At 41.9% G+C, this 15,866-nt stretch carries 13 protein-coding genes; 10 read left to right on the top strand and 3 right to left on the bottom strand.

From position 1 onward, the window contains the following. Nucleotides 1-5: 5 nt before the first annotated feature. From V7K85_RS33995 to rnhA, 6 genes are all read left to right on the top strand, one after another. Nucleotides 6-233 carry a hypothetical protein gene (locus tag V7K85_RS33995; protein ID WP_334820736.1) on the top strand — a complete coding sequence of 76 codons (228 nt, stop codon included), beginning with the start codon at nt 6-8 and terminating at the stop codon, nt 231-233. Nucleotides 234-405: 172 nt separating this feature from the next. After that, nucleotides 406-990 (top strand): hypothetical protein, encoded by a 585-nt coding sequence (locus tag V7K85_RS33990; RefSeq protein ID WP_334820735.1) that lies wholly within the window; start codon nt 406-408, stop codon nt 988-990. Continuing rightward, nucleotides 962-4,147, top strand: coding sequence for a CHAT domain-containing protein (locus tag V7K85_RS33985; RefSeq protein ID WP_334820734.1), 3,186 nt, complete (start codon nt 962-964; stop codon nt 4,145-4,147). The genes V7K85_RS33990 and V7K85_RS33985 overlap by 29 nt, the downstream gene beginning before the upstream one ends. Nucleotides 4,148-4,149: 2 nt before the next feature. Next, nucleotides 4,150-4,569: a hypothetical protein gene (locus V7K85_RS33980; RefSeq protein WP_334820732.1), complete on the top strand. Its 420-nt coding sequence runs from the start codon at nt 4,150-4,152 to the stop codon at nt 4,567-4,569. Continuing rightward, entirely contained in the window at nt 4,566-5,939 is a 1,374-nt protein-coding gene (locus V7K85_RS33975) for a hypothetical protein (RefSeq protein ID WP_334820730.1), read from the top strand. Before V7K85_RS33980 ends, V7K85_RS33975 begins: the two co-directional genes overlap by 4 nt. Nucleotides 5,940-6,035: 96 nt before the next feature. Further along, complete coding sequence (gene rnhA / locus V7K85_RS33970) at nt 6,036-6,947, top strand: ribonuclease HI (protein WP_334820728.1); 912 nt, start codon at nt 6,036-6,038, stop codon at nt 6,945-6,947. 68 nt (nt 6,948-7,015) lie between these two features. Here the strand turns inward: rnhA and cruG are convergent, their stop codons facing one another. Then, a complete protein-coding gene (gene cruG, locus V7K85_RS33965) occupies nt 7,016-8,218 on the bottom strand; it encodes a 2'-O-glycosyltransferase CruG (RefSeq protein WP_334820727.1) in 1,203 nt (400 codons plus the stop codon). A 73-nt stretch (nt 8,219-8,291) separates the two neighbouring features. Next, entirely contained in the window at nt 8,292-9,203 is a 912-nt protein-coding gene (cruF, locus tag V7K85_RS33960) for a gamma-carotene 1'-hydroxylase CruF (RefSeq protein ID WP_334820725.1), read from the bottom strand. Nucleotides 9,204-9,649: 446 nt separating this feature from the next. Here cruF and V7K85_RS33955 point away from each other — a divergent pair, with 446 nt between their 5' ends. From V7K85_RS33955 to V7K85_RS33940, 4 genes are all read left to right on the top strand, one after another. Continuing rightward, nucleotides 9,650-9,940, top strand: coding sequence for a hypothetical protein (locus V7K85_RS33955; RefSeq protein ID WP_334820723.1), 291 nt, complete (start codon nt 9,650-9,652; stop codon nt 9,938-9,940). A gap of 11 nt (nt 9,941-9,951) precedes the next feature. Continuing rightward, nucleotides 9,952-11,037, top strand: coding sequence for an ABC transporter substrate-binding protein (locus tag V7K85_RS33950; RefSeq protein ID WP_334820721.1), 1,086 nt, complete (start codon nt 9,952-9,954; stop codon nt 11,035-11,037). 49 nt (nt 11,038-11,086) lie between these two features. Continuing rightward, nucleotides 11,087-11,980 (top strand): ABC transporter permease, encoded by an 894-nt coding sequence (locus tag V7K85_RS33945; protein WP_334820845.1) that lies wholly within the window; start codon nt 11,087-11,089, stop codon nt 11,978-11,980. 86 nt (nt 11,981-12,066) lie between these two features. After that, nucleotides 12,067-12,192, top strand: coding sequence for a hypothetical protein (locus V7K85_RS33940; protein ID WP_334820719.1), 126 nt, complete (start codon nt 12,067-12,069; stop codon nt 12,190-12,192). Nucleotides 12,193-12,214: 22 nt separating this feature from the next. Here the strand turns inward: V7K85_RS33940 and V7K85_RS33935 are convergent, their stop codons facing one another. Next, complete coding sequence (locus V7K85_RS33935; protein WP_334820717.1) at nt 12,215-15,841, bottom strand: hybrid sensor histidine kinase/response regulator; 3,627 nt, start codon at nt 15,839-15,841, stop codon at nt 12,215-12,217. Nucleotides 15,842-15,866: the final 25 nt, after the last annotated feature.

The raw sequence follows: 15,866 nt of genomic DNA, 5'->3' as shown, positions 1-15,866 counted from the left end.
GCGAATTGCTTCGGTTTGCTGGCAATGACTATAAATATTTTGGTTTGACTACTTATTTAAATGCAACCTTCTGCATTGTTATTGTATTGACTGACAATGCGATTGTATTGACTAACAATGCGATTGTATCGGCTAACAATGCAATTGCATCGAATAACAATGCGATCGCATCGAATAACAATGTGATCGCATCGAATAACAATGCCATGTGTGTCAAATTAGAGCCAAAGTGAATGGAATTTGCGGCTATACAGGCAAAGTCCGCCTCCGCGGACTAAAGAAAAATTGAGGATTTGAAACCCACAGAGGTGAGTTTTGCTTGTGTAAACGCAGTTTCTAACCGTTGATGTAACTTTCCGTAAAATTGCTAAAATACCCTACAAAAGCAATACATGGTTGCAGCAAATGCTCAAGCGGCTTTGGCGGTGGCTCAAGAGGTCTTTTCAGCGCTTATTTGGCAAAAAGCAGACTCCTCCGTTAGAGAAACAGAGGAGAGTAGAATCACCAAAACAGCTAACAGATGCGGAGTATGAATCGTTGTTTCTCCAGTTGTTGGCAGAAGTCAATGATGGCTTGAGTAGAGGAGGGGCAAAAGGTTTTTTGGCTGCAAAGCGCATCAATGAAGCTAATTTGGTGGAGTGGTTGCGGGGTTTTGGCGAAAGATTGTTAGCTTTAGCTACACCGAATGATGAGTTAGCAAAGCGGATAGTGCGGCTGGGTGAGTTGAGTATTGGGGAAGTTAGTGTTGTTGCTTATGATATTGGGCGGCGGTTGGGGGAAGGAGAAACGAACCGCAAAGGCGCGAAGGACGCGAAGGGAGAAGAAAAGGGAGAAGCGGAAGCTTGGTTTTACCAAGGCTATGAACAATATATGGCAGAGGATTTTTTGGGTGCAATTGCATCTTTTGACAGTGCCATAAAAATCAAACCCGACGATCTACGAGCCTTGGATCAACCGGGGTGTGGCGCTGGCAAATTTAGGGCGATTTGAAGAAGTGATCGCATCTTATGACAGTGCCATCAAAATCAAACCCGACTTACACGAAGTTTGGCACGACCGGGGTGCGGCACTGAATAAATTAGAGCGATTTGAAGAAGCGATTGCATCTTTTGACAGTGCCATCAAAATCAAACCCGACTTCCACGAAGCTTGGAACAACCGGGGTTTGGTGCTGGATAATTTAAGACGATTTGAAGAAGCGATCGCATCTTTTGACAAAGCGCTCGAAATCAAACCCGACGATCACGATCTTTGGAACAACCGGGGTGCGATGCTGGCTAATTTAGAGCGATTTGAAGAAGCGATCGCATCTTTTGACAAAGCGCTCGAAATCAAACCTGATGATCACGATCTTTGGAACAAGCGGGGTTTGGCGCTGGGTAATTTAGGACGATTTGAAGAAGCGATCGCATCCTACGACAGTGCCATAAAAATCAAACCCGACGAACACATAGCCTGGAACAACCGGGGTTTGGCACTGTATAATTTAGGGCGATTTGAAGATGTGATCGCATCTTTTGACAAAGCCCTCGAAATCAAACCTGACGATTACGGTCCTTGGAACAACCGGGGTTTGGCGCTGGGTAATTTAGAACGATTTGAAGAAGCGATCGCATCCTGCGACAGTGCCATAAAAATAAAACCCGACTTCCACGATCTTTGGAACAACCGGGGTGCGATGCTGGCTAATTTAGGACGATTTGAAGAAGCGAGCGCATCTTTTTACAAAGCCCTCGAAATCAAACCTGACGATTACGATTCTTGGAACAACCGGGGTTTGGCGCTGGGTAATTTAGGGCGATTTGAAGAAGCGAGCGCATCCTACGACAGTGCCATAAAAATCAAACCCGACGAACACATAGCTTGGAACAATCGGGGTTTGGCACTGTATAATTTAGGACGATTTGAAGAAGCGAGCGCATCTTTTGACAAAGCCCTCGAAATCAAACCTGACGATCAAGATCCTTGGAACAACCGGGGTATGATGCTGTATAATTTAGGACGATTTGAAGAAGCGATTGCATCTTTTGACAGTGCCCTCAAAATCAAAGCCGACTACTACGAAGCTTGGATTAACCGGGGTATGGCGCTGGGTAATTTAGGGCAATTTGATGAAGCGATTGCATCCTACAACAGTGCCATAAAAATCAAACCCGACGAACACATAGCTTGGAACAACCGGGGTGCGATGCTGGATAAGTTAAAACGATTTGAAGAAGCGATTGCATCTTTTGACAGTGCCCTCAAAATCAAAGCCGACTACTACGAAGCTTGGATTAACCGGGGAATTGCAGCATGGAACGTAATTGGAGAGAAGACAGATTTCTTTTTCAGATTTACTTTACCTAGTGCAGCACCCAATCTTGCTCAATTTAACAATCCTGATTTAAACAAGCGTGGCTATGAGGGTAAATTCGCAAGCTACGAGGAAGGGTTAAAGCATTGTCAACAAGACACGCACCCAGAAGGTTGGGGGAAATTGCATCAGGCAATAGGTAATACTCATTACTTCCGAGGGCGAGGAAATTCTAACGCTCGCTATTTTTGGCGCAAAGCTGTTAACAGCTACAAAACGGCACTGCAAAGTCTCACAGCAGCAGATTTTCCTGAGTTGCATTTAGAGGTTTTGCGAGATTTAATTCGCGTGCAGTTAGATTTGAAGGAAACAACCGAAGCCACAGAACTCCAGCGACAGGGTACTGATTTATTGCGGCGCTTATTAAATGAATCCAATCGCTCTGATAAAAGTAAAAAACAACTAGTTCTGAAATTTGCATGGCTTCAACAGTTAACTGTTGATTTAGCTGTGCAGTCTGAAAAACTAATACAAGCTGTTGAATTAGCAGAACAGAGCAAAAATACCTGTTTGCATTGGCTTTTGGATGAATGGAGTGATGAAATTTCCTCTCCCAGTTATTCAGAAATGCAACAACTGCTGAATCCCTCAACTGCTGTTGTTTATTGGCATCTCAGCCCTTACGCCCTACACACTTTCATCCTCAAACACAACGCACCATCACCCGTCATCCTCTCTACTCCCTCCTTTTCCAGCCAGAATGAAAATGCTCCTCCAACTCCCCCTTTTTTAAGCGGGGCTGGGGGGGATCTCCGCTTACGTGATTTTGAAGACTGGGTGAAAAACTGGAATCAACAATATACAGATTTTCGCAAAGGCAAAGATAAGCAAGGTGAACAAGCAAGAACTTGGCGCGACAACTTGCCCGAAATGCTTCGCAACTTGAGTAATATCCTTGATATCAACGCTGTTGTCTCAGAAATACCAGAAATTACTCAGCTAATCCTCATTCCTCACCGCGATTTGCACCGCTTCCCTCTCCATGCACTATTTCCACCTGAATTCACCATTACTTATCTACCCAGCGCCAAAATAGGCTTGATTCCCCAAACTCACCTGCAAAACAGAGGCGATGAGCAGCACAATTTACTCAGCATCGAACATCCCAACAGCAAAGGTTATCCCCATCTGGAGTTTGCCCAAATTGAATCGGAAGCCATCAGCCGGATGTTCCCCAACCACACCCGCAAGCGTTCTGAGAAAGCGACAAAAGCAGCAATAATCAACGCTTTGCCCCAAGACTACAGTATTTTGCACTTTACAGGGCATGGCGAATATAATTTCCCAAATCCTGCATTATCTCACTTGGCGTTAGCGGGTGAAGATAAACTAACTCTCGTGGATATCCGCAATCTTAATTTGCAAAGCTACCAACTCGTCACTCTCGCAGCTTGCGAAACCGCGATTACAGGTAATCACACTATCACCACAGAATATGTCGGGCTTGTCAGTGGCTTTATGGGTTGCGGTGTGGCTCATGTTGTCAGTACCCTATGGACTGTAGAATCAGCCGCTAGCGCTTTGATGATGATTCAGTTTTACCAATTGCTGCAACAAGGAAAATCAAAAGCAGTGGCTTTGGCTGAAGCTACCCAATGGCTGCGAAATGTCACAAATGCACAACTTGCAGAATGGTATGCAGGGAAAATTGCTAGATTACCCCAAGATGAAGGGATCATTCGTCCTTTTTTACAAGATCAGTTAGATGATATTAAGATTAGACAAACAACTGATCAACCCTATAGTGATCATTACCACTGGGCAGCTTTTACAATTATTGGAGTTTTTTAATCATGCAACCTTTAGAAGCGTACAATCTCAAAGCTTTTGTCTTTGCATTATCTTACCTTGATGCACCATTACCAGATGACGTGCAAACAAAGGTTAATCAAGTAAAAATTCCCGATGACATTGGTAAACTGGATGCGATCGCACGCAATTATCCGCCGTTAACTGAACATTATCAAACTGCTCGCCAAAATTTAAAACAGGAAGCTGAAATCCGCAGCAAAGGGCCTTTACCCGCTAAAATTAATCAGGCTGCCGAACAGCAAAACACAGAAATCAATAATATTCTTGTTGCTATTGATGAACTAGATGATCAAAATTTAACTGAAATTGCTCAACCCATTCTCAATGATTCTGATTCTGTAACTGTCGCTAAAGACACGTGGGCAATGATTATTCTCTCTCTACAAAAGCCTATGCTATGAATCAACAGTATAATCTCATCTATCCAACTATTGATTTATTTGTCTATGACCTGCACCAAGGTTTAGGACAAACAGACGAGCAAGTTAACCAAAATCGTCATTATTTTTGGCGTAAAATTAAACCAGATTTAAATAAAGATTACGAGAAAGTTAAAGATGATGATTTGCTGAAACAACTCGCTACGTTAGAAAAAACCGAAGCAGATTACGTCGAGTTACTCGTACCCGAAAAACAAGAAAATTTTCAGCCAGATATAGCAGGTTATTATTACGCATTGCAACTAGGTGATACCTATGCCCTGCAAGTAGATAGCGGTGTTACTGATTATCTGGGCAAACCTATCAGTAAATTTCAAGATATTAAACAAAATATAGAATCTCGTACCCATCACCAAAAAGGGAAAATTGGTCAAACTTGGTTTGTTTGGGGACAGTTGGAAAAAATTTATAACCCGGAAGAAATTAGAGCGATCGCTGAACAATGCTACACACAAATAAATCCCAAATTTCCGGGTAAAATTGCTTTGCAAAGGCAGAGCAGTTTTTTAGGTGCATCTGCATTTGAAGTCTGGGAACAGCCCAGTGATTGGGCAAATGAACAGAATTTTAAAGATAGCTTGCATATATTAATATGTTTGTTTCCGCCACAGCAATCCCTCAAAAATATTACAGAAAGTATCGCTAATATATATTTTGATTTAATCCGTCTGTTTTGCTATCGCCATAAAATCCTTTGGGCTTATCACCAAAGCCGCAAATTGAAAAGCCGAATCAAGAAAGATTTTAACGAAGTGCAAGAGACTGTCAAAAAAATCAGAGATTTAGGACAACAACTAAACAACGGTAGACCCAATCTTGAGGAATTACAAAAAACCCTAACTCATACGCTGACAATCTTATCGGAATACGCGATTAATTTAAGCTACCTAGATGATCAAGGACGCACAATCAAAGTTAATCTGAATAATTATAAAAAGCGGCTAGAGAAGATTTCACGAGAAAATAGCAACAGCCAGCTAGAATCTATGCAGCAATTTGGCGAATTTAGTGCTGATAAATATCTGCTGCAAATAGAAACAGATTACATCAATCTCAGCCCTGGCTTGACTCTGCTGCAAAATTTAATTAGTACAATTCAAGGTACTATTGACATCTACCAAGCCAAAAGCGATCGCAACTTAGAAAACTTTATCGGTAGCGCAGGTATCGGACTAGCAACCAGCCAAATCGCATCTTCAGTGTTAGTTGCTCAATACCCACCCAATAGCAAAACACCATTTTTCCTTACAACAGCCTTCTTGTGGAGCGTTGTTGCTGGAGTGCTTACCAGTATAATAGCCTGGATATTGTTTAAAAAAATTCGCCGCTAATAACTTTTCCCTTAGCGACGGCAGTCGCTACAACGGGGGGAACCCCCGCACCGCGCTGCCTCTTTTTTGCACCCTTTGCGGTTCCATACCCTAACCATGTCCACCCAACCCACAATCCAAAGCATATACACCGATGGTGCTTGCACCGGGAACCCTGGCCCTGGCGGTTGGGGAGTTGTCGTCTACTTCAGCGATGGCTCAATCCACGAAATGGGCGATGCATCCCCTCATACCACTAATAATAAAATGGAAATGCAAGCTGCGATCGCAGCCTTACAATTCCTGCAAACATCTCAACAAGCCCAACCCATCACCCTTCATACCGATAGCGAATACCTAATTAACTGCGTTACCAAGTGGGTGAAAGGCTGGAAAAAGAAAGGCTGGAAAAAGTCAGATGGTAAACCCGTCCAAAATCAAGACCTTTTGGAAACTCTCGATGAACTCAATACCCAACAGGTAAAATGGCAATACGTTAGAGGACATTCTGGTAACATAGGTAACGAACGTTGTGATGCGATCGCTCGCACCTATGCTAGTGGCAAAATCCCTTCGCTACAACAATTATCTCCCCCAGATTTTTACAACTTTTTACCTGATTTCAGCGAATTAAATGTAGCAAAAGTAGCTGATTGTGAAAAAAACTCTCGAATAATTAACCAAAATACCCAACAAGTCAGTACTTCTACACTAGAAATAACTGTTATGGAACTATCAACTGGGCCAGTTGCGGCCACAACCGATGAAAAAGCGCCGGAAATGAAGGTTTCGCAACTTCGCAACTTGCTCGAAACTCTACGTATTGCTGACGAAATTGCTGAAAAAGGCTACTTAATCACGAGTTCTGAGTTAGCAGACTTGATGGATGTCCACGCCAGTGCTGTCACCAGTCGGGGAGATCAATGGCGCTGGCGAAACTGGATAGTGTCACGGGTACGCCGTGAAGGAAATCAAATTCTTTGGGAACTGGAACGCGGGGATCAAATAGGAGGCGAAGAGGAGTTATGAGTTATGAGTTATCAGTTATGAATTTTTAACTCCTCACTCCTAACTCCTCACTCCTCACTCCTCACTCCTCACTCAGCAGTATATTTACGTCCCCGCCACTCCCGCGGGGTACGGAATGCAGATAAGAAGATTCGCAGCACAGCTAAGGGATCAGCCAAAGGCGAAAGCCAGAACAACCAGCCGCCTTTTGCGCTTTTGCGATCGTAGGAAGGTGCGATCGCTATTAGCATAGCAAAGCGAATCACCAGGAGAAATAAATTCAGTCCCAGCAGAAGAAGTGGGGGAGTCGGGGAATGGGAGAGTGGGGGAGAAATCAATAAAAAACTGAGGACAATTAAAAGGGGTAGACCCTGAACAGATGTGAGTAGCCATAAATCTCCCCACAACTGAGAACGAGAAGTTGCATCTTTGAGGTCGAGACTCCGCCCCCATTCTTTCCACGTCTCCATCGCCCCTTCATACATCCGAACCTTCAGCACCTTTGCACCATCTAAAAAGCCCACCTTATACCCTTGGATAGCAATATTCCGTGCCAACGTGACATCATCACAAAAAGAACTACTCGCACTCCTATAACCACCCATAGCCGCTAAAACGGAGCGACGACACAAAAAACACTGCCCATTTGCCATCACCCGTTCTGGCTGCTCTGTATTGATCCCAGCGGGGTCAAATCGGTAAAGCAGAGTCATCAACAAAGCCGGTTGTAGCCAGCACTCTCCTGGATATTTGAGGATGAACTGGGGTGAGAGGGAAACCAGATCATAGCCTTGTGCTTCGGCCGTCTTCACCAAGCCAGCAACCAAACCAGGATGCGGTTGGATATCAGCATCCAGCCCAAGAAACCACTGACTAGCCTCTGAGCTATATAGAAAACCGTTATGCAACGCCCAAGGACGCCCCACCCAACCAGAGGGTAAGGGATCATCTGTGATCAGGCGAAAGCGCGGATCTTTCTGCTGTGTCGCTTTTACCAAGTCGGGGGTGCCATCAACAGACTTGCTGTCTACAACAATTATTTCCCGAACTTCGTAGCTTTGCTGACTTAAACCAGCTAACAGAGGGCTAATCCGAAGTGCCTCGTTCAATGTGGGAACGACGACACTAACGCTACCCAAAAGCTCCGGCGTCGGCTGTTGGGGTTCTATTGGAGGATGGCGTCTTGGCCCCTTTAGTAGGCGCGAAAACAGAATCGCCGTTGCTGGTACTTGGCTAAGTAGCAATAAAAGGGAGATGGCGCTTTCTGCTATCAAAGGGTTGTCATTAGTCATTAGTCATTTGTGATTGGGTATTGGTTCTTCTCCCCTGCTCCCCATGCTTCCCCCCACTCCCTAATTTATCGACTTATTTCAAGGCAACTTTAACGCTTCTTGCCACCGAGACTTCCTTGCTTGCTGGTTCAACAGCAACTTGAGTGGGTGTGGTTGAACTGCTTAACCACAGCGCCACAGCGGGAGTCACACCAAGCAATAAGCCGAGTAACACAGGGATGGAGAACCCAGCGGCCAAGCTTAGTCCGGCGGCGAAGGCAAAGTTAGTTAAATAAACGACTAAGGGTAGATTGAGTTGCGATCGCTCTAATTTAATCGAGGTTTTTCTCCACAATAATCCTGCCACACTCATAAACAGGGCGCTAGTACCAAACCAACCTGCATAGTTCTGGTAAGGTGTGCCAAAGAAAGCTCCTGGTTGTTCCCAATACCAGAAGGGCAGAGAAGATTGACTCATAGCTGGCTCAAGGGCAAAATCCCAGCAAGTGAAGAGCAAAGCACCAACGGCTATAGCAGCAATATGGCGTCCCCAACTGGGTTTTTGAGCCACTTTCAAACCAGATATAGCAATTAAGTAAGACGACAGCCCAACATAGAACCAAGATAAAGGAATTGTGAAAGGAACTAGCCCCCCAATCTTATAACCTAAGCCACTCAAGTAGCTATAATCACCAAATGGAAAACCTGTGCTGGTTCCCAGTAGTTCACTTCCCAAAGAGATAAACATAGCCGGTAACATAAATGCTAGCCAAGCTCCTAATCCCAACGTCCGGTAGGCATAAATAGAGACAGCTATTGTCCCCAAGATGATATCAACTACACCGCCGCCAGCCATACTTAACTGTATGGCAGTTTCGCCAACCTGCGATAAGTTTAAAATTATTTCGGCATTAGGTACAACCAGTAGCATCCCTACCAGTCCAAAGGCTTTTGACACGATATGACCAATCAGGCATACGCGCTCAACGATAACAAGTTGTCTCATAATAATTCCTTAACAAGATGTGACACGCGGCTACTCGGCTGCTAACAGTTTACAAATGTTTAACAATATATTTAACTACTTTGTGCCGCAATTCTCTACAAACTTGTTTGGCTCTCTTGGGAAGAGCATAACAGCCTATTGATTGAAGCTATAAGAAATATGAGCATAAACTTATTAGTTTAAGCCATATAGTCAAAATCTAGATAATTTTATCTGCAAAAACTTCTGGTTTGTTGTCCCACTCAGACCCATATGATGAAAAACTCCTTCCATGCAGGGATCTCATTGAGGGAGGGCTACCATCATAGATTAAGCAAGCCCTAAACTAAAATAAAGTCTTTAGTTACCACTCACCATTCCTGCAATCGAGAATGAGTTTGCTCAAATAAGGGTACGCTAACCAGAAAGTCAAGCTGCAAGTAACCAGCAAGACCACTATCCTAAATATGGTCTACAACGAAATCCGTGGTTTATTTGGGTTGAGTGCAAATTTAGCGGTTTGCGCTGGTGCCAGGGTTGGGGCTAATCGCAAAACCGCCAAACAGAAAGACACAAAGGTGGTGTGCCAAAGGCGCAGCGCAAGTGCAATATGCCAGTCAAGGCATTTCAGTCAACGTCGGCTGATTGTGATACTCGAATTTTATCATTTAGAGAAAAAGACTGGACTGTATCCCGATAACCCCAAAAAACAGAATAGATATCCAGAATCAATCGGCAACAACACAGAAGATAATTGACTATTAACTTAATGACTAACAGACGCCAATTTTTACAAGGGGTGGTAGCGCTTTCTAGCTTATCTTTAGCTAGTTGTGGCTGGAGGCTGGCTGAGGTTCGTGCTAATTCTAATACGAGTGGTCAACGTGACCAACTTTATATCTTTACCTGGACACAATATACTGACAACCAATTATTGAAAACTTTTAGCACCCAAACCGGCATGAAAGTGCTAGCGGATGTGTATGATTCCAATGATGTCATGCTGGCTAAATTGCAAGCTGGAGGTGGTGGAACTTACAGCATCATCTACCCATCCGATTATATGGTGCAGAAGATGGTAAACAAAGGTTTGTTAACAGAAATAAATCACGATCGCTTAATCGGTTTAGAGAATTTATTCCCCCGGTTTCAGAATCCTAGTTATGACCCCAATAACCGATATAGCATCCCTTTTAACTGGGGGACAACAGGTTTACTTTACAATTCCGAAAAAATCAAAAATGCGCCACAAGACTGGGATTATCTTTGGCAAAACCAAGAGCAACTTAATCAGCAGATGACCTTGCTCAATGATGTTCGAGAAGTGATGGGTGCGACGTTACGGATGCTAGGTTATTCTTACAACTCAAAAAATGAACAAGAAATCAAACAAGCTTATGAAAAGTTGAAGGTGCTAAAACCTGCGATCGCACGTTTCGACACCGACGCTTGGCAAAATCAAATTCTGGCAGGAGATTTACTATTGGCAATGTGTTATTCAGCAGATGCGGTGAGAATATCTCAAGAAAACCCTAAACTAAAATATGTGATTCCTCGCAGTGGTTCTTCATTATGGACAGACACTATTGTTATTCCCAAAGCAGCCCCCAATTTAGCTGGAGCCTATGCTTGGATTAACATGATTCTGCAACCAGAATTAGCAGCCAAAATCAGTCAACGTTTGAGTATTTCTACGCCGAATAATGCTGGATTTGATCAATTGCCAAAAACAATCCAAAACAATGCTAATTTATTTCCCTCAGAGTCACTTCTAGCAAATTGTGAACGTGTTACTCCGGTAGGAGAATTTGAAGAGGTTTACGATCGCTATTGGACTCAATTAACTAGCGGCTAAAATAGTTAGGAGTTAAGAGTTAGGAGTTATGAGTTAGGAGTTATGAATGATGAATTTTGAAAAAAATGAGATTTCCAAAATAGAAGGATTGCATCGCCTGCGAGGAAATTGGCTCCAACCCTTGATATTACTTGCACCATCTGGGATTTGGTTATTACTTTTGTTGGTGCTGCCAACTTTGATAATTTTCGAGTTAAGTTTAGTTGCAGACATCCGACCAGGAGATTTGGTTAATCCCAACGGATTTAAAAACTACATTAGAATATTTGACCCCCTTTACGTGCAAGTAATTGGGCGATCGCTATTTTTTGCGTTTGGCACCACAATAATTTGTTTAATTTTGGGCTTCCCCGTCGCCTATTGGATTGCTCAGATAGCGCCGCAGCGTTGGCGGAATTTACTGCTATTAGGCTTTATATTACCTTTGTGGACTTCCTCATTACTTCGCTCCTATGCTTGGATTACAATTCTTCGTCCTACTGGTTTATTGAACAGTTTACTCAGCAATTTAGGCTTGCCTACTGTGGAATTACTTAACCAAAGTCAAGCTGTATTTATTGGCATGAGTTACAGCTTGTTACCCTATATGGTTTTGATTTTATATGCTTCTCTCGAAAAGCTAGACAAGCGGTTGTTAGAAGCAGCAGCTGATTTAGGTGCGAATCCGGTGGAAACTTTTTACCAAGTAACTATACCGCAAATTGTGCCTGGAATTGCGGCTGCTTCTATGCTTGTATTCATCACAGGCTTGGGGGATTTTGTCGATCCAGAATTGCTTGGTGGTGCTTCTAGTATGACGGCGGCGCGGTTAGTTTATAACCAGTTTCTTGGAGCAACGCAAAATTGGGGATTTGGTTCAGCCTTGAGTATGACGTTAATTTTGCTTGTTAGTATTGCGATCGCGCTTTTAATTAAGTTTGGTGAACCTGCACCCAAACTCTAAACTTTCCCTCACTCACCTATAAGAAGGGCATCAAACGCTAGCCAAACAACGGTTATGCTCTCACCTGATTTTAAAAATGCCGCTATTTGACAGACGCAGAACAGGCACAGCAGGAGCGACAAAGGGCTGAACAAGAACGGCAAAGGGCTGAACAGTTAGCGCAGTATTTAAGTTCTCTAGGTGTATATCCAAATAATCTACCTGGTAATTAAGGCGATAAAATTTCCCAAATTATCAGTGATTTTTCACCAAGAGTAAATGGTTAAAATCATCTGTATTACTGTTCATTAAACCCTTAATTATGGAAATAAACTCATGCTCTAAATAAGGCTTGGTCAAGTAAGCCTTCGCACCCAATTCTTGGGCAAGCTGACGATGTTTTTCAGCGCTGCGAGAAGTGAGAATTATTACAGGTATTTTTGCTAAATTCGGGTATTGACGGAAATTGCTCAACAACTCAAAACCATTCATTCGTGGCATCTCTAAATCGGAGACGACAACTTGAATTTCAGGATGTAACTGCAACTTTTCTAGAGCTTCTACACCATTTTGGGCTTGTATTACTTGATAGCCAGATTTTTGCAGAGTCAAAGAGAGAGTCTGCCGGAGACTAATTGCGTCATCTACTACTAAAATAACTTTTGGTAATTTATGATCTGGCTCTTGAAAATAACTGGGTTGAGTTTCTATAGTTGTTGTAGAAGTAGATGCAGCAAGTAATGGTGTAGATGAAAAAGTATGTCCTGATATCGGCAAGGCTTTTTTATTTGACGAAGAAGCTATTGGTAACGCCATGATATCAAGTGTTGTTTGTTGGATCTCGTTAGATACCAGCAATGAAGCATCAATCACTAAGATGAGATTACCATTGGCTAAACTACTACAACCATAAATATATTTTGGCGGTGCGATCGCATTTCCTAAAGGTCTAATTACCAGTTCTTGTTCACCAATGATTTGGTCAACTTCTAAAGCAAACGTTCCCTGATTTCGTCGTAGCAAAAGCACCGGATTTTTCGCTATGCTTGGGTCGTGAGTATTTGATGTGTTGTATGGAGTACTACTATTCAAGAATGAACCATTATAATCAATCAACTTTGAAAGTTGACGGAGGCTGACCATAGTCTCATCATTGTCTGTGTTCCAATGCAAGACTTTTTTTCCTTCAATTTCTTTAATCTGTTGTTCAGTGGGAATCAATATTTTTTCGATACTGTCCAAAATCAGGGCATAAACAACACCTTTGGATTGAACTAGCATTAATTTTTCTGTAGTCATAGAAAAAGGAATTTTGAGTATGAATATTGTTCCTTGGTTGGGCAAGGATTCAACTGAAATTGAGCCGTTGAGCGCGTGCATTTGAGTACGCACAATATCTAAACCCATACCGCGCCCAGAAATTTCACTCACTTTATTAGCGGTAGAAAATCCCGGCGAAAATATCAAATCTAAAAGTTCAGATTCAGCCAGATTAGAAGTATAATCTCTAGTTTTGTCTTCAGTTTGTATGGGATAAAATTCAGCAGCTTTTCTGCGAATTCTCTCTAAATTCAATCCTTGACCATCATCCCGAACTTCGATAACAGTTTGGCTACCCTGATGATAAGCGCAGATTTCGATTAAACCTTGTTCTGGTTTACCAAGCTCTCGGCGAACTTGTGAAGCTTCAATACCGTGGTCAAAAGCATTACGCACTAAGTGTAATAAGGGATCGTAGAGCTTTTCGGCGATCGCTTTATCTACTAGTACTCCTGTACCATTAAGTTTCAATTCTACAAGTTTGTCATAAACATTCCCCAACTTATTTACCATGTGGGGAAAGCGATTTAGGATATTGCCCAAAGGCAACATTCGTGCTTCTACTAAGCTATCTATAATATTAAGAGTTAAATTCTCTTGTTTGTCACTAATTTGAGCAGCTTGTGTCACGAGTAAGTCAAGCGACTCTGTGGTTTCTTGTAGTTGTAGTGTCTCTTCTATTGCTTCATGCAATGTCATATGAAATTCTGTATAGACATCCATTTCTAAAGAGTCAAACTTCACTGCAAAATTTTGCGTTTGTTGTAAGGTAATATTTTGTATTTGTAATGGTAAATCACGTAATTCATTTAAAGTTGTTTGGTGTCTAGTTAGTTGCTGTATTAATTGCTCAATTATTTCTTTGACTTGTTCATCTTGCAAACTACGCCGTTTTTGGTAAATCAGCAATTCTCCTGTTAGATAATTGAGGTGTTGCAGTCTCTCTGTATCTACTCGAATAAATGAAGGTTGGCGAAAATTTTTAGTTTGAACATCCTGTGATTTATCTTCTATTTCTATGTTGATTTGTGTAGTTAAATCAGGCATGACTTCAATAGCTGTTTCCGAACCATCTGTAACTACCTGCTCACTGACAGTTAATGAATCAAGCTTTTCTGAAGAATCATCATTCTGAAACGTCACGATTTCAGCAGCAATATTTTGGCTAACTTCTTCTCCCCATATTGATTCTAGGAGGTTATCAGTTGCTTGATCAGATAGAGATTTAGATATTTCTTTAAGAACTAACAGTGTTTGTAACTTGGGACTATCAAGCCAATTTTTCTCCTCGCCAGTAACAGGAAGATAATTTTTATATTCTTGTGCTAATGTATGAATTCGGTTTTGTAATATTTTAATTACTGAGAGGTAGCTGTCAGATGGTTTAATAGAATATTGAAATTTTGCAACTGCGAATAGGATGATTAAGATAATCCCACGTCGATAAATACAAAGACTTTGACTATCTTCTTCCTCTTGGACAAAATTAAGAAACTTTTTCAGCCAGTTTTCGATATAATTAAGTAGACTTTTTCTTTCTAATATGGGAACCAGTAAAGTCAAACTGAGTTCTGGCTCTGGTATTTCCATCTGGTGATTAAACCAGCCAAAAATGTAGCGAATTACTTTTAAATAAAACTTGGCAGTTGTTGGGTTTACGGATTCGTTTTTATTGTGCTCAGATGTAGTGAGAAACTGGTAAAATTGTTCTTCGTTGACAATAAATGCGCCAGCAGAGGAATTATTTTGTAATTCTCCAGATGACTCATTATTTGCCACTATCGTGAGTTTTCGCAAACCTGGAGAAGTTTCTCCACCAAATGTGCGATCGCCTTCTAATACTAATTGTTGTGCTTGTTGTAAATCTGCAAGGGCAATTTCTGCAATTTGCTGCACCTGCGTGGGATTTGCTTGCAGCGCTAACAGAATTGTTTGGGAAATTTCTCCCAATCCAGGTAAATTTAAAGATTCTGCCAATCCGAAAAAAACTTCAGCTTGAGAGTGTAAAAACTCGATAAATTCGTCACTATTTGGTGGATTGTTAACAGCGTCAGCAATACTGTTTAGACGTTGCTCTACTCCCACTTCAAAAACAGACTGTACAATATCAAATCCCAATTCTTCAGAACTGGGAATATGAGACTCAGCACCAAATGCATCACCCAGTTTTTCTTGCAACTGTGCAAACACTGAAGTTGCTCTATGGAGGAGTTCTTCATCATTAATAGTACTACCTACTAACTCGGTATTTAATGCTATGCTCAGACACTCATAAGCTTGTAACAAAAGTGTTTGTAACTCTGCATCAACTACCACTTGTGGATTATATAGAGCCTTAAATACATCTTCTAAAAAATGGGCTATCATCTTAATTACTTCTAGCCCAACATTAGCAGCGCCACCTTTAAGTGTATGAGTAGCCCGCATTAAGTTATGAACTTTGGCAATGCTATAACCTTCCGATAAGCTAAATAGTTCTTGTTCAATAATTTGGACTAATTCTGGAGCTTCAGCCAGAAAGTAGATGTATCCTTGTTCGCGAATTTCGTTATCTGTAATCATAGTTAGGAGTTAGGAGTTGGGAGTT

This window comes from Nostoc sp. (genome assembly GCF_036917615.1).
GTDB lineage: Bacteria > Cyanobacteriota > Cyanobacteriia > Cyanobacteriales > Nostocaceae > Nostoc.
The sequence above is the reverse complement of the archived record's forward strand: the minus strand, read 5'-3'. Positions and strand labels throughout refer to the sequence as shown.

What these genes read in the sequence shown, in the direction of transcription:
- V7K85_RS33990 (WP_334820735.1), top strand. Translation starts at nt 406, where the DNA reads ATGCTCAAGCGGCTTTGGCGGTGGCTCAAGAGGTCTTTTCAGCGCTTA.
- V7K85_RS33980 (WP_334820732.1), top strand. Translation starts at nt 4,150, where the DNA reads ATGCAACCTTTAGAAGCGTACAATCTCAAAGCTTTTGTCTTTGCATTA.
- V7K85_RS33975 (WP_334820730.1), top strand. Translation starts at nt 4,566, where the DNA reads ATGAATCAACAGTATAATCTCATCTATCCAACTATTGATTTATTTGTC.
- rnhA (WP_334820728.1), top strand. Translation starts at nt 6,036, where the DNA reads ATGTCCACCCAACCCACAATCCAAAGCATATACACCGATGGTGCTTGC.
- cruG (WP_334820727.1), bottom strand. Translation starts at nt 8,218, where the DNA reads ATGACTAATGACAACCCTTTGATAGCAGAAAGCGCCATCTCCCTTTTA.
- cruF (WP_334820725.1), bottom strand. Translation starts at nt 9,203, where the DNA reads ATGAGACAACTTGTTATCGTTGAGCGCGTATGCCTGATTGGTCATATC.
- V7K85_RS33955 (WP_334820723.1), top strand. Translation starts at nt 9,650, where the DNA reads ATGGTCTACAACGAAATCCGTGGTTTATTTGGGTTGAGTGCAAATTTA.
- V7K85_RS33950 (WP_334820721.1), top strand. Translation starts at nt 9,952, where the DNA reads ATGACTAACAGACGCCAATTTTTACAAGGGGTGGTAGCGCTTTCTAGC.
- V7K85_RS33945 (WP_334820845.1), top strand. Translation starts at nt 11,087, where the DNA reads ATGAATTTTGAAAAAAATGAGATTTCCAAAATAGAAGGATTGCATCGC.
- V7K85_RS33935 (WP_334820717.1), bottom strand. Translation starts at nt 15,841, where the DNA reads ATGATTACAGATAACGAAATTCGCGAACAAGGATACATCTACTTTCTG.